The organism is Phreatobacter oligotrophus (assembly GCF_003046185.1).
GTDB classification, from domain to species: Bacteria; Pseudomonadota; Alphaproteobacteria; order Rhizobiales; family Phreatobacteraceae; genus Phreatobacter; species Phreatobacter oligotrophus.
Map to the genome: position 1 here is coordinate 354,558 of NZ_PZZL01000004.1, position 23,478 is coordinate 378,035.

The 23,478-nt window shown below is 67.5% G+C and carries 25 protein-coding genes; 7 read left to right on the plus strand and 18 right to left on the minus strand.

Annotated elements, in window-relative coordinates:
• Positions 1 to 8: 8 nt before the first annotated feature.
• Positions 9 to 332, minus strand: a complete 324-nt coding sequence (locus C8P69_RS11480) for an ArsR/SmtB family transcription factor (protein ID WP_108177195.1) — start codon at positions 330 to 332, stop codon at positions 9 to 11.
• Positions 333 to 413: 81 nt separating this feature from the next.
• Here C8P69_RS11480 and C8P69_RS11485 point away from each other — a divergent pair, with 81 nt between their 5' ends.
• Entirely contained in the window at positions 414 to 1,316 is a 903-nt protein-coding gene (locus C8P69_RS11485) for an MBL fold metallo-hydrolase (protein ID WP_108177197.1), read from the plus strand.
• Positions 1,317 to 1,340: 24 nt separating this feature from the next.
• On the opposite strand, the gene dapB is transcribed toward C8P69_RS11485, so the two are convergent.
• The 4 genes from dapB to C8P69_RS24220 all read right to left on the minus strand — a co-directional run bounded on the left by dapB (position 1,341) and on the right by C8P69_RS24220 (position 4,419).
• A complete protein-coding gene (gene dapB, locus C8P69_RS11490) occupies positions 1,341 to 2,147 on the minus strand; it encodes a 4-hydroxy-tetrahydrodipicolinate reductase (RefSeq protein ID WP_108177199.1) in 807 nt (268 codons plus the stop codon).
• Between the two features lie 37 nt (positions 2,148 to 2,184).
• Positions 2,185 to 3,414 carry an LL-diaminopimelate aminotransferase gene (locus C8P69_RS11495; protein WP_108177201.1) on the minus strand — a complete coding sequence of 410 codons (1,230 nt, stop codon included), beginning with the start codon at positions 3,412 to 3,414 and terminating at the stop codon, positions 2,185 to 2,187.
• Between the two features lie 104 nt (positions 3,415 to 3,518).
• Positions 3,519 to 4,004 carry a hypothetical protein gene (locus tag C8P69_RS11500; protein ID WP_108177203.1) on the minus strand — a complete coding sequence of 162 codons (486 nt, stop codon included), beginning with the start codon at positions 4,002 to 4,004 and terminating at the stop codon, positions 3,519 to 3,521.
• 91 nt (positions 4,005 to 4,095) lie between these two features.
• Complete coding sequence (locus C8P69_RS24220; RefSeq protein ID WP_245901999.1) at positions 4,096 to 4,419, minus strand: hypothetical protein; 324 nt, start codon at positions 4,417 to 4,419, stop codon at positions 4,096 to 4,098.
• Here C8P69_RS24220 and phaC point away from each other — a divergent pair.
• Together phaC and C8P69_RS11510 are read left to right on the plus strand one after the other, a co-directional pair.
• Positions 4,403 to 6,604, plus strand: coding sequence for a class I poly(R)-hydroxyalkanoic acid synthase (gene phaC, locus C8P69_RS11505; protein WP_245902000.1), 2,202 nt, complete (start codon positions 4,403 to 4,405; stop codon positions 6,602 to 6,604). The genes C8P69_RS24220 and phaC overlap by 17 nt on opposite strands.
• A 2-nt stretch (positions 6,605 to 6,606) precedes the next feature.
• Positions 6,607 to 7,041 carry an acyl-CoA thioesterase gene (locus C8P69_RS11510; protein WP_170118217.1) on the plus strand — a complete coding sequence of 145 codons (435 nt, stop codon included), beginning with the start codon at positions 6,607 to 6,609 and terminating at the stop codon, positions 7,039 to 7,041.
• Positions 7,042 to 7,077: 36 nt separating this feature from the next.
• On the opposite strand, the gene argC is transcribed toward C8P69_RS11510, so the two are convergent.
• The 4 genes from argC to C8P69_RS11530 all read right to left on the minus strand — a co-directional run bounded on the left by argC (position 7,078) and on the right by C8P69_RS11530 (position 9,623).
• On the minus strand, positions 7,078 to 8,127 hold the full coding sequence (gene argC, locus C8P69_RS11515; protein ID WP_108177209.1) for an N-acetyl-gamma-glutamyl-phosphate reductase: 1,050 nt from the start codon (positions 8,125 to 8,127) through the stop codon (positions 7,078 to 7,080).
• A 207-nt stretch (positions 8,128 to 8,334) separates the two neighbouring features.
• The gene (locus C8P69_RS11520) at positions 8,335 to 8,913 is read right to left on the minus strand and encodes a cob(I)yrinic acid a,c-diamide adenosyltransferase (protein ID WP_108177211.1); all 579 of its coding nucleotides are present in this window, start codon (positions 8,911 to 8,913) and stop codon (positions 8,335 to 8,337) included.
• Between the two features lie 21 nt (positions 8,914 to 8,934).
• Positions 8,935 to 9,126, minus strand: a complete 192-nt coding sequence (locus C8P69_RS11525; RefSeq protein ID WP_108177213.1) for a twin transmembrane helix small protein — start codon at positions 9,124 to 9,126, stop codon at positions 8,935 to 8,937.
• A gap of 14 nt (positions 9,127 to 9,140) precedes the next feature.
• On the minus strand, positions 9,141 to 9,623 hold the full coding sequence (locus tag C8P69_RS11530; RefSeq protein ID WP_108177529.1) for a TspO/MBR family protein: 483 nt from the start codon (positions 9,621 to 9,623) through the stop codon (positions 9,141 to 9,143).
• Positions 9,624 to 9,851: 228 nt separating this feature from the next.
• Here C8P69_RS11530 and parE point away from each other — a divergent pair, with 228 nt between their 5' ends.
• Together parE and C8P69_RS11540 are read left to right on the plus strand one after the other, a co-directional pair.
• Complete coding sequence (parE, locus tag C8P69_RS11535) at positions 9,852 to 11,900, plus strand: DNA topoisomerase IV subunit B (RefSeq protein ID WP_108177215.1); 2,049 nt, start codon at positions 9,852 to 9,854, stop codon at positions 11,898 to 11,900.
• Positions 11,900 to 12,364 carry a hypothetical protein gene (locus C8P69_RS11540; RefSeq protein WP_108177216.1) on the plus strand — a complete coding sequence of 155 codons (465 nt, stop codon included), beginning with the start codon at positions 11,900 to 11,902 and terminating at the stop codon, positions 12,362 to 12,364. The genes parE and C8P69_RS11540 overlap by 1 nt, the downstream gene beginning before the upstream one ends.
• 10 nt (positions 12,365 to 12,374) lie before the next feature.
• Here the strand turns inward: C8P69_RS11540 and C8P69_RS11545 are convergent, their stop codons facing one another.
• Positions 12,375 to 13,100, minus strand: a complete 726-nt coding sequence (locus tag C8P69_RS11545) for an alpha/beta fold hydrolase (protein WP_108177531.1) — start codon at positions 13,098 to 13,100, stop codon at positions 12,375 to 12,377.
• A 262-nt stretch (positions 13,101 to 13,362) separates the two neighbouring features.
• Between C8P69_RS11545 and C8P69_RS11550 the strand changes: the two genes are divergently transcribed.
• On the plus strand, positions 13,363 to 14,853 hold the full coding sequence (locus tag C8P69_RS11550; protein ID WP_108177218.1) for a DEAD/DEAH box helicase: 1,491 nt from the start codon (positions 13,363 to 13,365) through the stop codon (positions 14,851 to 14,853).
• A 115-nt stretch (positions 14,854 to 14,968) separates the two neighbouring features.
• On the plus strand, positions 14,969 to 16,021 hold the full coding sequence (locus C8P69_RS11555) for a GGDEF domain-containing protein (RefSeq protein ID WP_420541414.1): 1,053 nt from the start codon (positions 14,969 to 14,971) through the stop codon (positions 16,019 to 16,021).
• On the opposite strand, the gene C8P69_RS11560 is transcribed toward C8P69_RS11555, so the two are convergent.
• The 8 genes from C8P69_RS11560 to C8P69_RS11595 all read right to left on the minus strand — a co-directional run bounded on the left by C8P69_RS11560 (position 16,008) and on the right by C8P69_RS11595 (position 23,397).
• On the minus strand, positions 16,008 to 16,379 hold the full coding sequence (locus tag C8P69_RS11560; protein WP_108177222.1) for a TfoX/Sxy family protein: 372 nt from the start codon (positions 16,377 to 16,379) through the stop codon (positions 16,008 to 16,010). The two genes, C8P69_RS11555 and C8P69_RS11560, sit on opposite strands and share 14 nt — an antisense overlap.
• Before the next feature lies 1 nt (position 16,380).
• Positions 16,381 to 16,758, minus strand: coding sequence for a Fe-S cluster assembly scaffold SufA (gene sufA, locus C8P69_RS11565; protein WP_420541416.1), 378 nt, complete (start codon positions 16,756 to 16,758; stop codon positions 16,381 to 16,383).
• A 99-nt stretch (positions 16,759 to 16,857) separates the two neighbouring features.
• Entirely contained in the window at positions 16,858 to 17,229 is a 372-nt protein-coding gene (locus C8P69_RS11570) for an SUF system Fe-S cluster assembly protein (RefSeq protein WP_108177224.1), read from the minus strand.
• 42 nt (positions 17,230 to 17,271) lie between these two features.
• Positions 17,272 to 18,528 (minus strand): cysteine desulfurase, encoded by a 1,257-nt coding sequence (locus C8P69_RS11575; RefSeq protein WP_108177535.1) that lies wholly within the window; start codon positions 18,526 to 18,528, stop codon positions 17,272 to 17,274.
• Between the two features lie 15 nt (positions 18,529 to 18,543).
• Complete coding sequence (gene sufD, locus C8P69_RS11580; protein ID WP_108177226.1) at positions 18,544 to 19,893, minus strand: Fe-S cluster assembly protein SufD; 1,350 nt, start codon at positions 19,891 to 19,893, stop codon at positions 18,544 to 18,546.
• Positions 19,894 to 19,900: 7 nt separating this feature from the next.
• Positions 19,901 to 20,656: a Fe-S cluster assembly ATPase SufC gene (sufC, locus tag C8P69_RS11585; protein WP_108177537.1), complete on the minus strand. Its 756-nt coding sequence runs from the start codon at positions 20,654 to 20,656 to the stop codon at positions 19,901 to 19,903.
• A 74-nt stretch (positions 20,657 to 20,730) separates the two neighbouring features.
• Entirely contained in the window at positions 20,731 to 22,203 is a 1,473-nt protein-coding gene (sufB, locus tag C8P69_RS11590) for a Fe-S cluster assembly protein SufB (protein ID WP_108177228.1), read from the minus strand.
• 48 nt (positions 22,204 to 22,251) lie between these two features.
• Positions 22,252 to 23,397: a cysteine desulfurase family protein gene (locus tag C8P69_RS11595; protein ID WP_108177230.1), complete on the minus strand. Its 1,146-nt coding sequence runs from the start codon at positions 23,395 to 23,397 to the stop codon at positions 22,252 to 22,254.
• Between the last annotated feature and the right edge of the window lie 81 nt (positions 23,398 to 23,478).

The window sequence follows — 23,478 nt, forward strand, 5'->3', positions numbered from 1 at the left end:
GTAGGGGGTCAGGCCTTTTGGCAGTGCAGGCGATAGAGTTCGGCCATGAGCTCGCGGATGCGGGGATCGACGATGCGGTACCAGAGCGTCTGGCTCTCCCGGCGAAAGGCGAGGATGCCCTCGTCGCGCATCTTGGCGAGGTGCTGGGACAGCGCGGACTGGCTGATGCCGATCCGGCTGACGAGCGTCCCGACATTGGTTTCCTCCCGCTCCATCAGGACGCAGAGGATCTGCAGGCGCCGCTCATTGGCGAGGGCGCGCAGGACATCGGCGACTTCCAGCGCATTGGCTTCGAAAGCCGCGGGATCGACCGCTTCAAGACCCGAGTTCATTGGTCATCTCTAATTTAGCTGTTGCTTATTTAGATGTTCCGAATATATCTGTCAACAGCGACACGCTGAACGGAGCACGCCATGCCGTCCGACCGCACGCCCCACATTCACTCGTTCTTCGACGAGGCAACCTTCACGGTCAGCCACCTGGTGGCCGATCCGGTGACCCGCGAGGCCGCCGTGATCGATCCGGTGCTCGACTACGATCAGAACGCGGGCGAGGTCGACACCCGCTCGGTCGATGCGATCCTCGGCAAGGCCGCCGCCGAGGGCTACCGGATCGTCTGGACGCTCGAGACCCACGCCCATGCCGACCATCTGTCCGGTTCGCCCCTCATCAAGGCGAAGACCGGCGCGAAGATCGGGATCGGCGAGCACATCAAGGATGTGCAGCGCATCTTCCGCCCTGTCTTCAACGCCACGGACCTGAAGACGGACGGCAGTGATTTCGATCACCTGTTCAGGGATGGCGAGACCTTCGCCATCGGCGAGCTCACGGGATCGATCCTGCACACGCCAGGCCACACGCCGGCCGACATCGTCTACCGGATCGAGGACGCAGCCTTCGTCGGCGACACCCTGTTCATGCCGGACTTCGGCACCGCCCGTGCCGACTTCCCCGGCGGTGATGCCCGCACCCTCTATCGGTCGATCCAGAAGGTGCTGTCGCTGCCGCCCGAGACTCGCCTGTTCCTCTGCCACGACTACAAGGCGCCGGGTCGCGACCACTATGCCTGGGAGACGACGGTGGCCGAACAGCGCGCGGCCAATGTCCATGTCCGGGACGGAACGGATGAGGGCGAATTTGTCGCCATGCGCGAGGCGCGCGACGCCAAGCTGGCCGTGCCGCGCCTTCTGCTGCCCTCGATCCAGGTCAACATCCGGGCCGGCCGCTTCCCTCAGGCGGAGGCCAATGGCGTTCGCTACCTGCTGATCCCGGTGAAGGTCAGGACCAAGGACGCTGAAGCGGCCACGGCGGCGTGACAGACGGCCGTAGCGGCCTTCCGGTCAGTCCAGGAGATGGTCGATGCCGCGCACAAGGCCGGTGATCTCGCCGACCTTGCGCGCCGCCAGCAGCGTGCCGCCGACGTAAGGAGCGGCTGACGAGCCGGCATCGTGGCGGATGGTGAGCCGCTCGTCCGGCAGGCCGAAGATCGCCTCGGCCGACAGGACGAAGGACGGCATCCGCACCGAATGGACCTGCACGGCGATGCCGCCGGCATTGACGGCGCCGCCGCGCGTCTCGCGGATGCCGCCCAGCTCATCGACCGGCTTGGAGGTCGGCGCGAGGCGGACCTTCGACAGGATCTCGCCGAGCTCGCGGCCCGTCCCTGAGGGCGTGTCGGGCTTCTTGGCGGAGGCGTAGTCGATGATCTCGACATCGGGCACGTGGCGCGCCGCCATGGTGGCGAAGCGCTTCAGCAGCGAGGCGGTGATCGAGAAATTGCCCGCGGCAATGACGCCCCGGCCCGCCGCCTTCGCGGCGGCGTCGATCTCCGCATAGTCGTCGGCGCCAAGGCCGGAGGTGCCGACGACCACGTGGCGACCGGCCGCGAGGGCCTCGAGGGCATGGCCCTTCACCACATGCGGCTTGGTATAGTCGATGACGACATCGCTCGGCACCGCGAGCGCCTCGGCGAGCGAGGCGGAGACCGCGACGCCGAGGGCCGGCACACCGGCAACCTCCCCCGCATCCCGGCCTGCGGCGGAGCGGGAAACCGCCCCTGCCAGCGCGAGATCGGGGGCTGCGGCGACGGCCTTGATCAGTTCACGGCCAACCCAGCCGGAGGCGCCGGCGACGACGATGCGCAGCATGGCGCTCTCCCTATGCTTCGAAGTCAGCTGAGCGAGGTCAGCGCCCTGCGGCGGCGATGGGGATGACGTTGTGCAGCGTCGTGGAGGCCCCATCGAAGAAACGCTTCACGTTGCGCGCCGCCTGGCGAATGCGCTGCTCGTTCTCGACGACGGCGATGCGCACATAATCGTCGCCATGCTCGCCGAAGCCGATGCCGGGCGCCACAGCGACTTCGGCCTTCTCGACCAGGAGCTTGGCGAATTCGAGCGAGCCAAGCGGCTTGAACGGCTCCGGGATCGGCACCCAGGCGAACATGGATGCCTCGGGCGCCGGGATCTCCCAGCCGGCATTGCGGAAGCTCTCGACGAGGGCGTCGCGGCGCTTGCGATAGGTGGCGCGCATCTCGCGGATGCAGTCATCCGGGCCGTTGAGCGCCGCGGTGGCCGCGACCTGCACCGGCGTATAGGCGCCATAGTCGAGATAGCTCTTCACCCGGGCGAGCGCCGCGCAGAGCCGCTCGTTGCCGACCGCAAAGCCCATGCGCCAGCCGGCCATGGAGAAGGTCTTGGACATGGAGGTGAACTCCACCGCCACGTCGAAGGCGCCCGGCACCTGCAGGATCGACGGCGGCGGCTTGGCCTCGTCGAAATAGACCTCGGCATAGGCGAGGTCGGACAGGACGATGAGGTCGTGCTTCTTCGCGAAGCGGACGAGCTCGGCATAGAAGTCGAGATCGGCGACCTGCGCGGTCGGGTTGGACGGATAGCAGGTCACCACCGCAATCGGCTTGGGGATGGAGTGCTGCATCGCGCGCTCCATGGCCCGGAAATACTCCTCGTCCGCCGTCGCCGGCACCGAGCGGATGACGCCGCCGGCCATCAGGAAGCCGAAGGCATGGATCGGATAGCTCGGATTGGGGCAAAGCACGACATCGCCCGGCGCGGTGATCGCCTGGGCCATGTTGGCGAAGCCCTCCTTCGAGCCCAGCGTCGCGATGACCTGGGTGTCCGGATCGAGCTTCACGCCGAAACGGCGCTCGTAATAGGCGGCCTGGGCGCGGCGCAGGCCGGGAATGCCCTTGGAGGCGGAATAACGATCGGTGCGCGGCTTGCCGATCGTCTCCTTCAGCTTCTCGATCACGTGATCGGGAGCCGGAAGATCGGGATTGCCCATGCCGAGGTCGATGATGTCGACGCCCTTGGCCCGGGCGGCGGCCTTCACCTTGTTCACCTGCTCGAAGACGTAAGGCGGCAGCCGGCGGATGCGGTGGAACTGGCTCTGGGTCATCGTCGTCGCTCGTGCGGCGGGCCTGCCGCAGGGGATCAGCCTCGTATCACATTGCAATACGGCAAGGGAACGGGAGGTGGTGGACCCGCCTCCCCTCTTTCGTCCTAGTCCTCGCTGCCGCGCTCGGCCGGGTCGATGGCCGGGCGGGCACCGGTGCCGGGACCGCGCACGCGGCCCTGGCTGCGGATGCGCTCCTCCATGGCGGAGGCGGCCCCGCCGCGGGCGGCCTCCAGCTGGCGGCGGCGCTCGGCCGCCTGGGCGGGGGTGAGGAGTTCGGGCGTCTCAGAGGAGCGGGCCGGCGGCGCGACCGTCGGCGGCGGCGGCAGGCGGTTGATCAGCGTGGCGGCGCCATAGCCGCTGGTGCGGATCGGCGCCGGCGACCACAAGCCGCCACCGGCGACCGGCGGCAGGGGCGTTGCCCGCGACGGTCCGTAGGGCGAGGGATAGCCGTCATTGCCGTGCTGGCAGCCGGCAAGCCCGAGGGCCGCTGCAGCGAGCACCAGCGCGGCGGACAGCCGGCGCCGGGCGCGCGGGAGATCACGGGCCGGCCGCTTGGCCTGATCCATCACTGCCTGTTCGGTGAATGCCATGTCCGTCTCCGGGTGGGGCCACACATCTTTCGCTTGGCGGCCTCCGCTTCGCCTTCCTAATATGCTCTCATCAAAAAGTGGACCGATTTCGTCACGGCGAAACGGCGTGGGTCGGAGGGACGGTCATGGCGAGACGCGATTCGGACAAGCCGGCCGCCGCGAAGGCCCCCGCCAAGGCGCGGACCAGCAGTGGAAAAGCCGCCGCGAAAGAGCTGAAACGGGAGAAAAAGGCTGCGGCGAAGGCAGCTGACGCCCCGAAGCCCGTCGCCAAGCGCTCTGCCAAAAGCCCTGCCAAGATCGCTGTGACGGCGCCGCCGAGGGCGGTCGCCACTCCGCCGGCCAAGGCGGCTTCGACGAAAGCGGCCAAGCCTGCCGCGAAAACCTCAGCCAAGCCTCCTGTGACGTCGACGGCCAAGTCCAAGGCCAAGTCCGTATCCAAGTCGGCGCCCAAGCCCTCCGCCAAGGTCGCCAGTCAGCCGGCCGCCAAGGCCGCGGTGAAGGAGGCGACGAAAGCCGCGCCCCCCAAACCGACGCCTCCCAAGCCCGTGCCCGGCAAACCGCCGATCCTCCGGGTGGTGGCGTCGGCCACGCCCTCGCCGGCCAGCAAGCCCAAGGCCCCTGCCCGCGCGCCGCTCTCCGTCCAGTTGGCCGAAGACCGCACCCCGCCCGAGGCCCCCAAGCCGGCGCCCCTCATGCCGCCGCCGGTGATGATGAACCCGCCGGTCGCGAAGATCGCCGCGCCCAAACCCGCGGACGCCAAACCTGCGGACGCCAAGCCTGCGGAGAGCAAGGCAGGCCCCGCCTCCGATACCGCCGATGATCCCTTCAAGCTGCAGGCCCTGGATGTCGAGCGGCTGGCCGGGAACATTGCCCGCATGGTGGAGCTCGGCGGCAAGGCCCTGGCCGCCTATCTCAAGCCGCGCGAAACCGGAGAGCACCCGACGGATTCGCCCGAGGGGGTCGCCGAGGTCACCAAGACCCTCGGCCATGTCGCGGAATTCTGGCTCAAGGACCCGTCCCGCGCCGTCGCCGCGCAGACCGAGATCGTCACCCGCTACATGGACCTCTGGTCGAAGTCGCTGAAGGCCATGGCTGGCGAGCCGGTGGAGCCCGCGGTGAAGCCCGACCCGCGGGACGCCCGGTTCAAGGACCCGCAATGGGAGAAGAACCCGTTCTTCGACTTCCTGAAGCAGTTCTACCTCGTCACGACCAGCCTCGCCGACAAGTTCGTCAACGAGGCCGAGCTCGACGAGCACCTCAAGCACAAGGCGGCCTTCTACGCCAAGCAGATCGCCAACGCGCTGTCGCCCTCCAACTTCGTCGTCACCAATCCCGAACTGCTGCGCGAGACGATCTCGTCCAATGCCGAGAACCTGGTGCGCGGCATGAAGATGTTCGCCGAGGATATCGAGCGCGGCGGCGGCGACCTGAAGATCCGCCAGTCCGACGACAGCCAGTTTGCGCTGGGCGTCAACCTCGCCATGACGCCCGGCAAGGTGGTCTTCGAGAACGACCTGATCCAGCTGATCCAGTACGAGCCGACCACGCCGAGCGTCGGCAAGATCCCGCTGGTCATCGTGCCGCCCTGGATCAACAAGTTCTACATCCTCGACCTCACCCAGGAGAAAAGCTTCATCCGCTGGGCGGTGTCGCAAGGCCTCACGGTCTTCGTGGTCTCCTGGGTCAATCCGGACCAGCGCCACGCCCACAAGAGCTTCGACGACTACATGCTGGAGGGCCCGCTCGCCGCCTTCCGCGTCGCCGGCGAGATCACCGGCGAGGAGAAGGTCCACGCCATCGGCTACTGCGTCGGTGGCACGCTGCTCGCCGTCGCCCTCGCCTACATGGCGGCGCGCGACATCGACCTCGTGGAGACCGCGACCTTCTTCACCACCCAGGTCGACTTCACCTATGCCGGCGACCTCAAGGTCTTCGTCGACGAGGAGCAGATCCAGACGCTTGAGAAGCGCATGGCCCAGACCGGCTATCTTGAGGGCAAGCAGATGGCCAACGCCTTCAACATGCTGCGCTCGAACGACCTGATCTGGAGCTATTTCGTCAACAACTACATGAAGGGCAAGCAGCCGATGCCCTTCGACCTGCTCTACTGGAACGCCGATTCCCCGCGCATGCCGGCGGCGAACCATTCCTTCTACCTGCGCCACTGCTACCTGCAGAACGACCTCAGCCAGGGCCGCATGGTGGTCGCCGGCGAGACGCTGGACCTCAAGAAGGTGACCGTGCCGGTCTACAATCTCGCCGCGCGCGAGGACCACATCGCGCCCGCCCGCTCGGTCTTCCTCGGCTCGCAGAGCTTCGGGGGTCCGGTCGATTATGTCATGGCGGGGTCGGGCCACATTGCGGGCGTCGTTAATCCGCCAGAGAAGAAGAAATATCAGTTCTGGACAGGCGGCCGCCCCGAGGGCGCCTTCGAGGACTGGGTGGCCAAGGCCGAGGAGCACCCCGGCTCCTGGTGGCCGCACTGGCGCGAATGGATCCGCAGCCATGACGGCGAGGAGGTCCCCGCCCGCCGCCCCGGCTCCAATGCCCATCCGCCCATCGAGGACGCGCCCGGGCGCTATGTGAAAGTGAAGGACTGACAGTGCGTATTCCCGTCGACGAGCGCGCCCCGCTCGCCTCCTACCCCTTCCTCACCGTGCATCCCGTCCGCTACGGCGACCTCGACCCCAACAACCACGTCAACAACGCGGTGATCGGCACCTATCTGGAGATCGGCCGCACCGAGTTCTTCGATCGCGAGGGCATCCGGCTGACCGCGGAAGGGCGCGGCATCTCGCTGGTGCATGTGGAGATCGAGTTCCACCGGGAGATCCTCTATCCCGGCTCGGTGCAGATCGTTTCCGGCATCCGCCGCGTTGGTGCGTCGTCGCTCACCTTCGACCAGGCGGTCTTCGTCGACGGCGTGCGCCACGTCTCCGGCTCCTCGACCACCGCGCAGGTGGACAAGACGACCGGGCGCTCGACGCCCTGGAACGACGTCCAGCGCGCCAAGTTCGCCCGGCTGATGATGCCCTGACGGTGGTGGGCCGGCCTTGCCGCCGGCCCACGTCGCTTACGGGAACAGCGCGATCTGCTCGAGCCCCATCGTCTCGGGGAAGCCGAGGACGAGGTTCATGTTCTGCAGCGCCTGGCCAGCGGAGCCCTTCACCAGGTTGTCCAGCGTCGAGATGATGATGGCCCTGCCGGGAATGCGGTCGGGGAAGACGCCGATCTGCACATAGTTCGAGCCGCGGACATTCTGCGTCTGCGGCACCACGCCCTTCGGCGCCACATGGACGAAGGGCTCGTCCTTGTAGGCATCGGCGAGCGCCTGGCGCAGGTCATCGGCGGTGGCGCCGTTCAGCTTCACATAGGAGGTGCAGAGCTCGCCGCGCGCCATCGGGATGAGGTGGGGCGTGAAGTTGATGGTGACCTTGCCCCCGACGGCGACGCCGATCTCCTGCTCGATCTCCGGAGCGTGGCGATGCTTGCCGATGGAATAGGGCGACAGCCCCTCCCCGGCCTCCGAGAACAGCGTGTTCTGCTTGAGCCCGCGCCCGGCCCCCGTCACGCCCGACTTGGCATCGACGATGATGTCATCGGCGTGGATGAGGCCGGCCTTGGCCACCGGCACCAGCGCGAGCAGGGTCGCGGTCGGGTAGCAGCCCGGGCAGGCCACGAGCCGCGCCTTGGTGATGTCGTCGCGGTAGAGCTCGGTGAGGCCGTAGACCGCCTCCTTCTGCAGCTCCGGCGCCTGATGCTCGTGGCCATACCACTCGGCATAGGTCGCCCCGTCGCGCAGCCGGAAATCGGCGGACATGTCGAGGATCTTGATCTTGGGATTGGCCTTCAGCACCGCTGCGGTGATCTCCTGCGTCGTGCCGTGCGGCAAGCCGCAGAACACCGCATCGAGGCCGCTCCAGTCGACGCTCTCCCAGGTCACTAGCTTCGGCAGGTCCAGCATGAAGAAATGCGGGAAGACGTCGGCCATGGACTTGCCGGCATGGGTGTTGGCGGTCAGCGCGGTGATCTCGACATGCGGATGGCGCGCGGCGAGGCGGACGGCGTCGGCGCCGGTGTAACCGGACGCGCCGAGGATCGCGATTTTGGCCTTGGTCGCCATGGCAGTCTCCGCAGGGTGCGAGAAGTCGGGTCAGGATGTCGGATACAAAAAAGCCGCGCTGGGAGCGCGGCGATCGGGTCGATCAGCAAGCCACACGGCCGCACGCGCTCATCGCTGGATGAGGATACGGCGTCGGCGGGTGGTCACGGTGCTGAACATGCGCAGCTAAATGCTATCGGCGCATGACGCTGTCAAGACATGGGGGCTCTACCGGTTCTTGCCCGGCACCCACAGGACATCCGCCTTGCCCTTGTTGTTGAGATAGCGGGCGGCGACGAAGAGGAAGTCCGACAGGCGGTTCACATATTCCAGCGCCGGCCGTGACACCTCCTCGCCCGGGCGGCGGACGAGGTCGACCATGATGCGCTCGGCGCGCCGGGCCATGGTGCGGGCGAGGTGCAGATAGGCCGAGGCCGGGCTGCCGCCGGGCAGGATGAAGCTCTTCAGCGGATCGAGCTCGGCATTAAGCTGGTCGATCTCGGCCTCGATGCGCTTCACCTGCGCCTCGACGATGCGCAGCGGCTCATAGCCCAGGTCCTCGCCGAGATCGGGCGTGGCGAGGTCCGCACCGAGGTCGAACATGTCGTTCTGGATGCGCATGAGCATGGCGTCCACGACCGGGTCGGTGGCCGTGTGCAGACGGGCAATCCCGATGGCGGAATTGGCCTCGTCGATGCAGCCATAGGCCTCGACCCGCAGGTCCGACTTCAGGCGCCGCGGGCCGGCCGCGAGGCCCGTCGTGCCGTCGTCGCCGGTCTTGGTGTAGATCTTGTTGAGCTTGACCATGGATCGCTGTTCCGACGGCGGTCAGCCGCCATTGGCCTTCACATAGATGGCGATCACGATCACGACAATGGCCACGAATTGCAGCCCGACGCGCCAGCGCATCAGCTTCTGGGATGTGTTGGGGCTGCCGCCGCGCATCATGTTGATGAGGCCCATGACGAGGACGATGGCGACCGCCCCGACGGCGACGGGCACGAGCAGGTTGATCGGCATGGATGGCCCTTCCGTCAGCTGTTGAGGCGCCAGATGGCGATGTTCAGCACCGTCGCGAAACTCACCCAGGCAAGATAGGGGATCAGCAGCAGGGACGCCACGCGATCCTTGCTCCAGGCGAAGACGATGTTGCCGAGGATGGCGAGCCACATGGCGACGATGACGATCGCCGCGGCGCCCATCGCCTGGCCGTAGAAGAACACCCAGGACCACGCCGCGTTGAGCGCGAGTTGAACGCCGTAGAGCGCGATGGCTGGCTCCTTGTCCTCGGCAGGGGACAGGACGAGCCGGGCGCCGGACACCGCGATCATGATGTAGAGCACCGTCCAGACCGGCCCGAAGAGCCAGTTCGGCGGATTGAACGACGGCTTGACCAGGGTCGGGTACCAGCCGGACAGGCCGTAGGAATTGGCGATGCCGCCGGTGGCCGCCACGGCGAAGCAGAGCACCAGGAAGGCTCCGTAGACGGCCACGGTGCCGGCGACCGATCGGGACATGTTCACGCTGCTTGTTCCTGTCATGGCTTGCCTGTACGGACGAGGAACGCGATGAGATCAATGCCGTTCCGGTCCCTGCAGGGCCTACCTGCATGACGGCATGGCATTTCCGGGACGGCAGGCATAGACCCCTGTCGGCGTTTCCGTTCCGTTCGCGTCCATCGCGCCCTGTGCCATGATGGCGAAACTGATTCGCGGCCGCCCGGCGGCCCGGGAGATTCCACCACGATGGACAATTCCAGCGACCTGTTCGGAGGACCGAAGGCCCCCGCCGAGACGCCGCCCAAGGCGGCCGCTCCGCGCGCCCGTCCCGAACCCGCGCGCCAGAAGGCCGCCGGCACGCCCGGCGAACAGGGCTATTCCGCCTCCGACATCGAGGTCCTCGAGGGCCTCGAGCCGGTGCGCCGCCGCCCCGGCATGTATATTGGCGGCACCGACGAGAAGGCCCTGCATCACCTGTTCGCCGAGGTGATCGACAATTCCATGGACGAGGCGGTGGCCGGCCACGCCACCTGGATCGAGGTCGAGCTCTTTGCCGACGGCTCGCTCGCCGTGACCGACAATGGCCGCGGCATCCCCGTCGACCCGCACCCGAAATTCCCCGGCAAGTCGGCCCTCGAAGTGATCATGTGCACGCTCCATGCGGGCGGCAAGTTCGACTCCAAGGTCTACGAGACCTCGGGCGGCCTGCACGGCGTCGGCGTCTCGGTGGTCAACGCCCTCTCCGTCTCGCTGGAGGTGGAGGTCGCGCGCGGCCAGATGCTCTACCGCCAGCGCTTCTCGCGCGGCATCCCGCAGACGGGCCTCGAAGAGCTCGGCCGCATCAACAACCGCCGCGGCACCAAGGTGCGGTTCTCCCCCGATCCCGAGATCTTCAAGGAGACCCACACGTTCAAGCCGGCGCGCCTGTTCAAGATGGCGCGCTCCAAGGCCTATCTCTTCGGCGGCGTGGAGATCCGCTGGTCCTGCGATCCCGAGCTGGTGAAGGGCACGGACACGCCGGAAAAGGCCGTGCTGCGCTTTCCCGGTGGCCTCAAGGACTATCTCGGCGCGACGCTGGAGGGCGCGACGCGCGTCCATCCCGACATTTTCGGCGGCAAGCTCGACAAGCAGGGCCACGGATCGGTGGAATGGGCAATCGGCTGGGTCGGCGACCAGGACGGCTTCGTCTCCTCCTACTGCAACACGATCCCGACCCCCGAGGGCGGCACGCACGAGCAGGGCCTGCGCTTTGCCCTGCTGCGCGGCCTGAAGGACCATGCCGAGCGCACTGGCAACAAGCGCGCGGCGCAGGTCACCGCCGATGACGTGCTGGCCGGCTGCTGCGTCATGCTGTCGGTCTTCATCCGCGAGCCGGAATTCCAGGGCCAGACCAAGGACAAGCTGGCCACGACCGAAGCCTCGCGCATCGTCGAGAACGCCATCCGCGATCCCTTCGACCACTGGCTCGCCGGCAACCCCAACCAGGCCAACCGGCTGCTGGAATGGGTGGTGGAGCGGGCCGAGGAGCGCCTGCGCCGCCGCGCCGAGAAGGACGTCAGCCGCAAGACCGCCGTTCGCAAGCTCCGCCTGCCCGGCAAGCTCTCCGACTGCTCCAACACCTCGGCCGCGGGCTCGGAGATCTTCATCGTCGAGGGCGACTCGGCCGGCGGCTCCGCCAAGCAGGCCCGCGACCGCCAGACCCAGGCGGTGCTGCCGCTGCGCGGCAAGATCCTCAACGTCGCCTCGGCCGGACGCGACAAGCTCGCCCAGAACCAGCAGCTGTCCGACCTGATCCAGGCGCTCGGCTGCGGCACGGGCACACACTACCGCGACGACGACCTGCGCTACGAGCGGGTCATCATCATGACCGATGCCGACGTCGACGGCGCCCATATCGCCAGCCTGCTCATCACCTTCTTCTACCGGCAGATGCCGCGGCTGATCGACAATGGCCACCTCTACCTCGCGGTGCCGCCGCTCTATCGCCTGACCCAGGGCGGCAAGACGCTCTATGCCCGCGACGATGCCCACAAGGACGAACTCCTGCGCAGCGCCTTTAAGGGCAACCAGAAGGTCGAGATCGGCCGCTTCAAGGGCCTCGGCGAGATGATGCCGCAGCAGTTGAAGGAAACGACCATGGACAAGAAGGTCCGCACCCTTCTCAGGGTGCAGGTCGTGCCCGAGGAGCGCCCGGAGACCTCCGACAGCGTCGAGCGGCTCATGGGCGTGAAGGCCGAGCCGCGTTTCGCCTTCATCCAGGAGCGGGCGGAATTCGCCGAGGAGCTGGACATCTGATGCGGTGCCTCGCGCCGGTCAGCCGGCGGTTCGCAGGCATCGCGCTGGTGCTGGCGGCGCTGGCCGCGCCCGCCCTCGCCCAGTCGGATGCCGGCCGCGCCCTGTCCTCGCTCTCGCCCGACGTGCTCTTCGTCCGCGCCACCGGACCATGGGTCTCCGGCGAGCGGCAGGGCACCTCGCGGATCGTGCTGCTGCGCACCCCCTCCCCCGACGGCGCGCAGCGCCTCTATGTGCAGTGGCTGGCGGTGGTCGATCCCTCGACGGGCCGCACCGGCACGGTCGCAACGGAAGAAATCCCCGAGGTCTTCGACTGGCGCGTCGGCATGGAGGATTACCGGGTCGAACCGGACGGCGCCGGATCCCGCGTTCAGATCGACGGTCGGGTTCTCGGCTCAGGCCAGCCGCGGCGCTACCTGCTGACCATCGGCCCGCCGGGCGAGGTCACCTTCGGCGCACTGCGCTAGGGCGAGCCCGTCACGCCGCGAGCCAGCGCTCCAGCGCGGCATTCACCGCCTCCGGCCGCTCCAGCGTCGAGAGATGGCCGCAATCCGGCACGACCACGAGCTCGGAGCCGCGAATGGCCTCGGCCATGTCCTCGGACATGAAGCGGGGGGTGAGCGCATCGTCTTCGCCGACCAGGATCAACGTCGGGCAGCGGATGGCGCTAAGGCTCGCCTCGTAGGACGGCCGCGCCATGATCGCCTTCTGCTGCCGGATGAAGCGGGCGGGCCCGGTCTTGTCCGACATGGTCCTCACGATCGCCTCCAGCGCCGTGTCGCCGAGCCGCCGGATATGGACGATGCGCGGCCAGAGCACGTTGTGGATGTCGTCGAAACGGCCGGTCTGGGCCATCTTGATGGCGGCCTCGCGGATCTCGGTATCGCCGAGGACATCCTGGCTGGCGCGGGTGTCGAGAAGGGCGAGCTTGGCCACGCGCTGCGGCGCCTGGCGCATCACCTCCAGCGCCACATAGCCGCCCATCGACAGGCCGATCAGCGCGAATTTCGGCGGGGCGCTGGCCAGCAGCCGGTGGGCGATCTCGGCAATGGTCTCGTCGCTGGCGTGGTCGGCGACCGTCACCGGATGCGCATCGCGGAAATGGGCGATCTGCGGCGCGAAGAGATCGGCGGTGCAGTTGAGGCCGGGAACGAAGACCAGCGGCAGGCCACGGGGCGCGTCAGGCGAGGCAGCAATCGGCATGGTCCCATCCTTCACCATGCGCACCGAATCCCGCCAATCCCATGCGCGCCATGCGTTTGGCACAGGGTCCTTTCGTTGACAATCGGCCAATCGGGACTATGTTGCAGCGCATCGACCCGGGCAGGAATCCGCCGCCCGCTTCGATCATTCGTCCGTTCGGCCTCGTGGGTTCTAGGGGCCGTCATGCGCGAAGACGCTTCGCGCCGAACGCCTCGAGACACAGTCGCAAGACCCCACCAGCCAACAAGGACACTCCCTTTCCATGCCCTTTTCCGAACTCGGCCTGAGCGCCAAGGTGCAAGCCGCCGTGGCCTCGGCCGGCTATACCGAACCCACCCCGATCCAGGCCCAGGCCATCCCCCATGTCCTGGCCCGCCGCGATGTCCTCGGCATCGCCCAGACCGGCACCGGCAAGACCGCCGCCTTCACCCTGCCGATGCTGACCATGCTGGAGGAAGGCCGCGCCCGCGCCCGCATGCCGCGCACGCTCATCCTGGAGCCGACGCGCGAGCTCGCCGCCCAGGTCGAGGACAACTTCGTCAAGTATGGCGTCAACCACAAGCTGAGCGTCGCCCTGCTCATCGGCGGCGTCTCCTTCGGTGACCAGGACGCCAAGCTCACCCGCGGCGTCGACGTGCTGATCGCCACCCCCGGCCGCCTGCTCGACCATTTCGAGCGCGGACGCCTGCTGCTCACCGGCGTCGAGCTCCTCGTCATCGACGAGGCCGACCGCATGCTCGACATGGGCTTCATCCCGGACATCGAGCGCATCTGCAAGATGGTGCCCTTCACCCGCCAGACGCTGTTCTTCACGGCGACCATGCCGCCGGAAATCCAGCGCATCACCGAGCAGTTCCTGCACAACCCCATCAAGATCGAGGTCGCCCGCCAGAACTCCACGGCGACCACCATCACCCAGCGCCTCGTGCGGTCCGGCAAGAAGGACTTCGAGAAGCGCGAGACCCTGCGCAGCCTCGTCCGCGGCGCGGAGAACCTGAAGAACGCCATCATCTTCTGCAATCGCAAGAGCGAGGTGGCGACCCTCTACAAGTCGCTGCAGAAGCACGAATTCTCGGTCGCCGCCCTGCATGGCGACATGGACCAGAGCGCGCGCACGGCAGCGCTTGCCGCCTTCCGCGACGGCCGGATCCAGCTTCTCGTCGCCTCCGACGTCGCCGCCCGCGGCCTCGATATCCCCGACGTCAGCCACGTCTTCAACTACGACACGCCGCACCATGCGGAGGATTATGTCCATCGCATCGGCCGCACCGGCCGCGCCGGACGCCTCGGCACCGCCATCACCATCGTGACGCCCGAGGACGGCAAGCTCGTCAGCGCCATCGAGAAGCTGATCGGCCAGTCGATCGAATGGGGCTCCGACCCGGTCACCGAGGAGGAGGCCAGCGAGGCCCGCCGGGAGCGGCGCGCCGGCGGCGGTCGTGGCGAGCGGTCGGGCCGCGGTGGCCGTGGTGGCGAGGAGCGCGGCGGCCGGAAGGGCCGCGGTGACCGTTCCGAGCCGCGCGAGGCCCGCGAGCCGCGCGAGGCACGCGAGCCCCGTGAAGCACGCGAGCCGCGCGAGATCCGCGAATCGCGCGAGCCCGCGCCGCGCGTCGAGCGCCCTGCCCGTTCGGCCGAAGCGCCCCGCGCGCGCGGCTCCGAACGCCCGGCTGGCCGCCCCCCGGCTCACGAGGAGGCGGATATGTCCCACCTCCCGCAATTCCTGCTGCGGCCCGTCACCTATCGCGCGAAATGACGCTGCGTAAGGTAGAATTTTTACGTGCCATAAAGCATTAACGGTCTAGCCTCCGGACGACTGACACGCGCGGCCTTCACCGGCCGCGCTGGCCACGCCCAGGATCGGCAGCCTGATGGACAATCGCGACGACATCGAACGCAGTTACGCCTTCGGCGATCTTGCCTTCTCGCAGATCAAGGGACGCGGTTTGGCCGCGGTCCCGCGGAACTACGAGGTCTGGTACTGCTACGCCTCGGGCTATCACACCGAACTCTCGGATGCGGTGAACGCCGTCCTGTCCCAGAACGGCAGCATCTCCCAGGACCACCTCGACTCAATCTTCGAGAACTATCTCTCGCAGGCGCGGATGGGCGAGAAGATCGACGTGGTCGGTGGCCGCGTGCTCGATGAGATCGAGCACGTCATGACGATGATCGACTCAGCTGCCGGCCAGGCCAACGCCTATGGCAACGATCTCGCCGGCGCCTCGGCGCGCCTTGCCTCCATGGGCTCGCCGGAAGGCGTCAGGACCATTATCGAGAACCTCGTCCGCTCGACCCGCGAGATCGAGGCGAACAACAAGGCGCTGGAGCAGCGCCTCAAGGCCTCCCGCAGCGAGATCAAGCTGCTGCAGGAGAACCTCGACGCGGTGCGGACGGAATCGCTGACCGATCCCCTCACCTCGCTCGGCAATCGCAAGTACTACGACCAGTCGATCGCCAAGGCAGTGGCCCTCGCCAACAAGGCCGAGACGCCGCTGAGCCTGCTGGTCAGCGACATCGACCATTTCAAGAAGTTCAACGACACGTTCGGCCACCTCACCGGCGACCAGGTGCTGCGTCTCGTCGCGCTGTCGGTGAAGCAGAACGTCAAGGGCCAGGATCTCGCCTGCCGCTATGGCGGCGAGGAATTCGCCATCATCCTCCCCGACACGACGCTGCGCGCCGCCGTCACGGTCGCCGAGCATATCCGCCGGGCCGTCATGACCAAGGAGCTCATCAAGCGCTCCACCAACGAGAATCTCGGCCGCATCACCATCTCGCTGGGGGTCGCGACCTTCCGGCCCGGCGACACGGTGGCGAGCCTCTACGACCGCGCCGATCGCTGCCTTTATGCGGCCAAGCGCAACGGCCGCAATCGCGTCGTCTGCGAGACCGATCCGGAAGCCGAACTCAAGGTGGCGTGAGCGCCTTCCGGCGTCGCGCCGGTTTCGGCCTGGCCTCGCTCCGCAGCGCCGCGGCGAAGGCGATGCCCGCCCAGTGGCGCAGCTCATCCTCGTCGTCGAAACAGGCCTCCGGCATGCGCCGGTAGCTGCTGACCGTCGTCTCGCCGCGCTTGGTCGCGTAGGTGAAGGGCTTGGCGCCGGCCGCGTCGAAGAGCGGCGCGCTGGTGGCATCCGATTTCAGGTACAGGCCGTCGCGGATGGCCAGCGCAAAGACCACGCCGTCGCGATAGATGCCGTGGCCGGAAAACATCCGCCTCAGGGTGACGCGGGCAAAGGGAGCGAAGAGATCGACCAGGTAATCCGGGTCGAAGGCGCTCATCTCAGGCCGTGCCCAGCGCCTCGGGACGCGCCGGGGTCAGCGCGATGGATTCGCCGCAGCCGCAGGCCGAGGTCTGGTTCGGATTGTTGAAGACGAAGCGCGCGGACAGCTTGTCGGTGACGTAGTCCATCTCGGTGCCGAGGAGATAGAGCACCGCCTTGGCATCGATGAAGACGCGCACGCCGCGATCCTCGACGATCTCGTCGAACTTTCCGGGCTCGTCGACGAATTCCATCGTGTACTCCATGCCGGCACAGCCACCCTTGGTGACCCCGACGCGGAGACCCGCACTGTCCTTGCCGGACGCGAGGACAAGATCCCTCACCCGGTCGGCGGCGGCTTCAGTGAGCCGCATGGCCTGCATCTTCGGCATCTGCATCTCCGAAACCGCGCGGATTCAAGGTCCGGCGTTCAAAGCATCGCTTACAGATATAGAGACTGCGACGAACGGGTTAAAGCCCCGTCACACCGCGGCCCGTCACCACATGTTGAGGGCGACACGGGCCTCGTCCGACATGCGGCTCTGGTCCCAGGGCGGGTCGAAGGTAAGAGTGACCTTCACCTCCGAAATGCCCGGCACGCTCGCCACCGCATTCTCCACCATGCCCGGCAGTTCGGCAGCCGAGGGGCAGGACGGCGAGGTCAGCGTCATGTCGATCGCGACCTTGCGGGAATCGTCGATGTCGACGCGGTAGATCAGTCCGAGCTCGTAGATGTCGGACGGGATCTCGGGGTCATAGACCGACTTCATGGCCGCGACGATGTCGTCGGTCAGGCGGTCCAGTTCCTCCGGCGGGATGGCGGCAGTGTCGCCACCGACGGTGGTGTTGAGGGGCTGGCTCTCGTCCATCGGGTTCAAGGTCCGTGGCATCGGGGGCGAGGCGGAACCGCCTCACCCGAACAGAGATTGGGCCTTGAGAAGGGCTTCCGCAAGGCGGTCGACCTCTTCGGTGGTGTTGTAGAGGCCGAAGGAGGCACGACAGGTGGAGGTCACACCATATCGCTGGAGAAGCGGCTGGGCGCAATGGGTCCCGGCGCGCACCGCCACCCCATAGCGGTCGACGACCGTGGCGACGTCATGGGCATGGGCTCCCTTCATCTCGAAGGAGACGATGGCGCCCTTGTCCCGCGCATGGCCGAAGATCTTGAGCGAGTTGATGGCGCCGAGCCGCTCATGCGCGTAGCGGACGAGGCTGTCCTCATGCGCGCGGATCGCCGGGCGCCCGATGGACTGCATGTAGTCCAGCGCCGCGCCGAGGCCGATGGCCTGGACGATGGCGGGGGTGCCCGCCTCGAAACGGTGCGGCGGATCGTTGTAGGTGACGCCCTCGGTGGTGACGACCGAGATCATCTCGCCGCCGCCATTATAGGGCGGCATGCGCTCGAGATGCTCGCGCTTGCCATAGAGCACGCCGATGCCGGTCGGCCCGTAGACCTTGTGGCCGGTGAAGACATAGAAGTCCGCGTCGATGTCCTGGACGTCCACGTCCATGTGGACGGCGGCCTGCGAGCCGTCGACCAGCACCGGAATGCCGCGGGCATGGGCCAGGCGGATGCATTCCTTGATCGGCACGACGGTGCCGAGGGCGTTGGACATGTGGGTCAGCGCCACCATCTTCACGCGCGGCCCGAGCAGCTTCTCGAACTCCTCGATGAGGAAATTGCCGTCCTCGTCGATCGGCGCCCAGACGAGCTTCGCCCCGCGCCGCTCCCGATGGAAATGCCAGGGCACGATGTTGGAGTGGTGCTCCATGATCGAGAGCACGATCTCGTCGCCCTCCCCGATCACCAGTCCGCCGAAGGAGGCTGCCGCGAGGTTGATCGCCTCCGAGGCATTGCGGGTGAAGATGATCTGATCGACCGAAGGGGCGTTGAGGAAGGCGCGCACGCTCTCGCGCGCCGCCTCATAGGCCTCGGTGGCGGCATTGGCGAGGTAATGCAGCCCGCGATGGACGTTGGCGTATTCGCTCTCATAGGCCCGGGTGATCCGGTCGATCACCTGCCGCGGCTTCTGGGCCGAGGCGGCATTGTCGAGGAAGACGAGGTCCTTGCCGTAGGGCTTCAGGCTCAGCGCCGGGAAGTCCTTGCGGATAACGTCAACGTCATAGCCGCCGCCGGCGACAGCCGGGTGGGTACCAGCGGGGCTCATGTCCGGGCTCATGCGTCAGGTCCTCGCCAGCATCCAGTCGGTGACCGAGGCGAAGAGGGCCGCGCGCAGCTCCTCCACCGCCTCGCCGAGACCCTCGTCGCCGAAATCCTCGATCGCCTCGCGGGCGAAGGCCTCGACCAGCAGCGCCTCGGCTTCCTTGGCGGGAATGCCGCGGGCGTTCAGGTAGAACATCAGGTCCTCGTCGAGCCGGCCGCAGGTGCAGCCATGGGCGCAGGCCACGTCGTCGGCGAAGATCTCCAGCTCCGGCTTGTTGTCCATGGCCGGCCCCTCGGCCAGCATGATGGTCTGGCTCATCATCCGGCCATCGGTCTTCTGCGCGATGGGCTGGACGATGATCTTGCCCTGGAACACGCCATGGGCCTCGCCGTCGAGCACGTGCTTGAAGGTCTCGCGGCTCTCGCAGTTCGGCACGGCATGGTCCATGACCAGCGTCGTGTCGGCATGCTGGCGCCCCTTGAGCAGCGTCACGCCGCGCAGTGTGGCGCGGGCATGTTCGCCGGAGAAGCGCACGAAGAGCTGGTTGCGCGCGACGGAGGCGCCCGAGGTCAGGGTCAGCGTGTCGAAATGCGCCTCGGCGCCGATGTCGGCTTCAAGGGTCGAGAGGTGCAGCGCGTCCGCGCCCTCGAGCTGGCGGCGGCCATGCTCCAGCCGCGCACCGTCGCGGATGATCGCCTGGACGACCACGTTCTTCTGGTACTCGGTGCCGGCAGGGCCGACATGAGTCTCGACGAGGCCGGCCGTGGCGCCGGCGCCGACGATCACCACGACGCGGGCATTGGTCAGCTTCGCCGCGCCATCCGAGGTCAGGAAGACCAGATCCAGCGCATGGCCGACCGTGGTGCCCGGCGCGATCTCGATGAGGAGACCGTCGGTGAGGAAGGCGTTGTTGAGCGCGAAGGCGGTGTTCTCGCGCGTCGCCGGCTGGCCGGCGAGCAGCGTCTGCAGCTCGGACCGGCGGACCAGGGCCTCGGCAAGGCCGGAGACGGTGACGCCCTCGGGGAGCGGGCCGCCATCGGCGAGGTCGGGGGCGTAATGGCCGTCGACGAGGACGATCCGGCTGCCGCCGACGCGCGGCAGGCGGCCAACGGCGACCTTCGCGGCGAGCAGCGCCGAGGCGTCAGGGGCGCCTGCGAGCGGCTTCGCCTCGCGCATCATCGTGCGCAGGTCAGTGTACTTCCAGGCCTCGACGCGGCGATGCGGCAGGCCGGTCGCCTCGAAACGGGCGAAACCGTCGATGCGCAGGCTCTCCAGCGCGGCAGCGGCGGGGCCGGCGTCGCGCAGGGCGCCGAACGCGCCGATCAGCGCCTGTTCGGCCGGGGTTCGGATAGGGGTCACGGCGTTCATGTCGGCCTCACGCGGCCTTGCCGACGATGTCGGCATAGCCCTTGGCCTCGAGCTCAAGGGCGAGCTCCGGGCCACCGGTGGTGATGATACGACCGCCCGAGAGGACATGGACCACGTCCGGCTTGATGTAGTCGAGCAGGCGCTGGTAGTGCGTGATGACCACGAAGGAGCGGTCGGGCGAGCGCATGGCGTTGACGCCGTCGGCGACGATCTTCAGCGCGTCGATGTCGAGGCCGGAATCGGTCTCGTCGAGGATGGCGACCTTCGGCTGGAGCAGCGCCATCTGCAGGATCTCGTTGCGCTTCTTCTCGCCGCCCGAGAAGCCGACATTGACCGAGCGCTTCAGCATGTCCGGCGAGATGCCGAGCTCCTTGGCCTTGCCGTTGACCAGCTTGATGAACTCCGGCGTGGAGATCTCATCGAGGCCGTTCTTCTTGCGCTGGGCGTTGATGGCGGCCTTGAGGAAGGTCATCTGGCCGACGCCGGGGATCTCGATCGGATACTGGAAGGCCAGGAACAGGCCCTTGGCGGCGCGCTCGTCGGCGGCCAGCTCCAGGATGTTCTCGCCGTCCAGCAGCGCCTCGCCGCCGGTCACCTCATAGTCCTCGCGCCCGGCGAGGACATAGGACAGCGTCGACTTGCCCGAGCCGTTCGGGCCCATGATGGCGGCGACCTGGCCCTTCTCGATGGTGAGGTTCAGGCCATTGAGGATCTGCTTGTCCTCGTCGGCGAGCTTGGCGGTGAGGTTCTTGATCTCGAGCAGCGACATGACGTGTGGTCCTAAAGGTCAGGGGCCGCGCCGGGCGCGGCGGAATGGGGATGGGGGCGGCCGGCGGATCAGCCGACCGAGCCTTCCAGCGAAATGGCAATGAGCTTCTGGGCCTCCACCATGAACTCCATCGGGAGCTGCTGGAGGACGTCCTTGACGAAGCCGTTGACGATGAGGGCGATGGCCTCTTCCTGCGTCAGCCCGCGCTGCATGCAGTAGAACATCTGGTCCTCGGAGACCTTCGAGGTGGTGGCCTCGTGCTCGAAGACCGCCGAGGCCGTCTTGCTCTCGATATAGGGCACGGTGTGCGCGCCGCACTTGTCGCCGATGAGCAGCGAGTCGCAGTTGGTGAAGTTCTTGGCGTTGGTCGCCCGGCGATGGGCCGAGACGAGGCCGCGATAGGTGTTCTGCGAACGGCCGGCCGAGATGCCCTTCGAGATGATGCGCGACCGGGTGTTCTTGCCCAGATGGATCATCTTGGTGCCGGAATCGACCTGCTGGGCCCCGTTCGACACGGCGATCGAGTAGAACTCGCCCTGGCTCTCGTCGCCGCGCAGAATGCAGCTCGGATATTTCCAGGTGATGGCCGAGCCGGTCTCGACCTGCGTCCAGGAGATTTTCGAGCGGGCGCCGCGGCAGTCGCCGCGCTTGGTGACGAAGTTGTAGATGCCGCCCTTGCCCTCGGAATCGCCGGGGTACCAGTTCTGGACGGTCGAGTACTTGATCTCCGCGTCGTCGAGGGCGACGAGCTCGACCACGGCAGCGTGGAGCTGGTTCTCGTCGCGCATCGGCGCGGTGCAGCCTTCGAGGTAGCTCACATAGGAGCCCTTGTCGGCGATGATCAGCGTGCGCTCGAACTGGCCGGTCTTCTGCTCGTTGATGCGGAAATAGGTCGACAGCTCCATCGGGCAGCGCACGCCCGGCGGGATGTAGACGAACGAGCCATCCGAGAAGACGGCCGAATTGAGCGTGGCGTAGTAGTTGTCGGTGGTCGGGACGACCGAGCCGATATACTGCTTCACCAGATCCGGGTGCTCGTGCAGGGCCTCGGAGATCGAGCAGAAGATGACGCCCGACTTGCGCAGCTCCTCCTTGAAGGTGGTCACCACCGACACGGAATCGAAGACGGCGTCGACGGCGATCCGCTTCTCCGGGGCGATGCCCGCCAGAATCTCCTGCTCGCGCAGGGGGATGCCGAGCTTCTTGTAGGTCTCCAGGATCGCCGGATCGATCTCGTCGAGCGAGTTCGGCGCCGGGTTCGATTTCGGCGCGGCGTAATAATACATGTCCTGGAAGTCGATCTGCGGATAGTCGACCCGCGCCCAGTCGGGCTCGCGCATGGTCAGCCAGCGCCGATAGGCGTCGAGGCGCCATTCCAGCATCCAGGCCGGCTCGTTCTTGCGCGCCGAGATGTAGCGGACGATGTCCTCGGACAGCCCCTTGGGCGCCAGCTCCATCTCGATGTCGGTGCTGAAGCCGTACTTGTACTGGTCGACGTCGATCGCTTTGACCTGATCGACGGTCTCCTGAACCGCAGGCATCCTCTTCTCCTTGTCCTCGCGGCTTCAAGGGCCGCAGGTTGGTTGGGGTCAGGCGGCGCGCGCCGCCCCGGTCTTCACATGGGCGGCATAGGCCGCAAGAAAACGGTCGATGTCGGCCGGTGTCGTGGTCCAGCCGAGGCTGATGCGCAAGGCCGAACGGGCCTCGCGCGGCGAAATGCCCATCGCTGCCAGCACGTGGCTGGGCGCCACCTTGCCGGAGGAACAGGCCGAACCGGTGGACACGGCGATGCCGGCAAGGTCGAGCGCGATGGTCAGCGTTTCTCCCTCGCGGCCGGGATGAAGGGTGAGGCTGGTGTTCGGCAGGCGGTCAGCGCCCGCGCCGATCACGCGGATGTCGGCAACAACAGCGGCAAGGCCGGCCTCCAGACGGTCGCGCAGGGCGCCAAGGCGGGCGCCCTCCCCGGCTTCCGTTGCAACCGCCCGTGCCGCCGCACCGAAGCCGGCGATTCCGGCGAGGTTCTCGGTGCCGGCGCGCCGCCGGCCCTCCTGGCCGCCTCCCCGCACCAGTGGCGCAAACGCGACGGCTTCGGACGCCGTGACGATGGCGCCGACACCCGCGGGGCCACCGATCTTGTGGGCGGAGACGAAGAGGGCGTCGCAGCCGATGTCCGCCATCGACAGCGGGATCTTGCCGAGAGCCTGGACCGCATCAACCACCAGCGCCGCGCCATGGGCGCGACAGAGCGCGGCAACCTCGGCCAGGGGCTGGATGACGCCGGTCTCGTTGTTGGCCGCCATCAGCGCGACAAGCGCCGGACCGCCCTCGGCGAGAAGCGCACCGAGCCGGGCGAGGTCGGCGACACCCGCTTCGGTCACTGGGCACACCGTCACCGACTCGGGCGCGAAGCGGCCACCGGCCAGCACGCAGGAATGTTCAATGGCCGAGACGATGAGGCGCGCGAAGGGCCCCTTGGCAGTAACGCCGGACAAGTCAGGAGACAGCACCGTCGCCGCTGCCTCGCTGCCGCCGGAGGTGAAGGTGACGCAGCGCGGGTCGGCGCCGACGAGGGCCGCGACCGACTGCCGCGCCTCCTCGATCAGGCGCCGGGCGGCCCGCCCCTCGGCATGGACCGCCGAGGCATTGCCCCCCGCCGTCATGGCCGCGACCATAGCCGTGCGCGCTTCCGGACGAAGCGGCGTCGTGGCATTATGGTCGAGGTAGACGCGGGTCATCGGGGAAATTGGCCCTGTCGGAAAGTCTTGGCATCGCAAGCCGGGTTCGTGCTATAGGCGCGGCCCGACGTCGCTTTCGCC

What these genes read in the sequence shown, in the direction of transcription:
- C8P69_RS11530 (WP_108177529.1), bottom strand. Translation starts at nt 9,623, where the DNA reads ATGTCCCGATCGGTCGCCGGCACCGTGGCCGTCTACGGAGCCTTCCTG.
- sufB (WP_108177228.1), bottom strand. Translation starts at nt 22,203, where the DNA reads ATGCCTGCGGTTCAGGAGACCGTCGATCAGGTCAAAGCGATCGACGTC.
- C8P69_RS11495 (WP_108177201.1), bottom strand. Translation starts at nt 3,414, where the DNA reads ATGACCCAGAGCCAGTTCCACCGCATCCGCCGGCTGCCGCCTTACGTC.
- C8P69_RS11480 (WP_108177195.1), bottom strand. Translation starts at nt 332, where the DNA reads ATGAACTCGGGTCTTGAAGCGGTCGATCCCGCGGCTTTCGAAGCCAAT.
- C8P69_RS11525 (WP_108177213.1), bottom strand. Translation starts at nt 9,126, where the DNA reads ATGCCGATCAACCTGCTCGTGCCCGTCGCCGTCGGGGCGGTCGCCATC.
- sufA (WP_420541416.1), bottom strand. Translation starts at nt 16,758, where the DNA reads ATGCAGATGCCGAAGATGCAGGCCATGCGGCTCACTGAAGCCGCCGCC.
- C8P69_RS11570 (WP_108177224.1), bottom strand. Translation starts at nt 17,229, where the DNA reads ATGGACGAGAGCCAGCCCCTCAACACCACCGTCGGTGGCGACACTGCC.
- C8P69_RS11545 (WP_108177531.1), bottom strand. Translation starts at nt 13,100, where the DNA reads ATGCCGATTGCTGCCTCGCCTGACGCGCCCCGTGGCCTGCCGCTGGTC.
- C8P69_RS11560 (WP_108177222.1), bottom strand. Translation starts at nt 16,379, where the DNA reads ATGAGCGCCTTCGACCCGGATTACCTGGTCGATCTCTTCGCTCCCTTT.
- dapB (WP_108177199.1), bottom strand. Translation starts at nt 2,147, where the DNA reads ATGCTGCGCATCGTCGTCGCCGGCGCCTCCGGCTGGGTTGGCCGTGAA.
- C8P69_RS11485 (WP_108177197.1), top strand. Translation starts at nt 414, where the DNA reads ATGCCGTCCGACCGCACGCCCCACATTCACTCGTTCTTCGACGAGGCA.
- argC (WP_108177209.1), bottom strand. Translation starts at nt 8,127, where the DNA reads ATGGCGACCAAGGCCAAAATCGCGATCCTCGGCGCGTCCGGTTACACC.
- C8P69_RS11595 (WP_108177230.1), bottom strand. Translation starts at nt 23,397, where the DNA reads ATGACCCGCGTCTACCTCGACCATAATGCCACGACGCCGCTTCGTCCG.
- C8P69_RS11575 (WP_108177535.1), bottom strand. Translation starts at nt 18,528, where the DNA reads ATGAGCCCCGCTGGTACCCACCCGGCTGTCGCCGGCGGCGGCTATGAC.
- C8P69_RS11500 (WP_108177203.1), bottom strand. Translation starts at nt 4,004, where the DNA reads ATGGCATTCACCGAACAGGCAGTGATGGATCAGGCCAAGCGGCCGGCC.
- C8P69_RS11540 (WP_108177216.1), top strand. Translation starts at nt 11,900, where the DNA reads ATGCGGTGCCTCGCGCCGGTCAGCCGGCGGTTCGCAGGCATCGCGCTG.
- C8P69_RS11550 (WP_108177218.1), top strand. Translation starts at nt 13,363, where the DNA reads ATGCCCTTTTCCGAACTCGGCCTGAGCGCCAAGGTGCAAGCCGCCGTG.
- parE (WP_108177215.1), top strand. Translation starts at nt 9,852, where the DNA reads ATGGACAATTCCAGCGACCTGTTCGGAGGACCGAAGGCCCCCGCCGAG.
- C8P69_RS11555 (WP_420541414.1), top strand. Translation starts at nt 14,969, where the DNA reads ATGGACAATCGCGACGACATCGAACGCAGTTACGCCTTCGGCGATCTT.
- sufD (WP_108177226.1), bottom strand. Translation starts at nt 19,893, where the DNA reads ATGAACGCCGTGACCCCTATCCGAACCCCGGCCGAACAGGCGCTGATC.
- C8P69_RS11520 (WP_108177211.1), bottom strand. Translation starts at nt 8,913, where the DNA reads ATGGTCAAGCTCAACAAGATCTACACCAAGACCGGCGACGACGGCACG.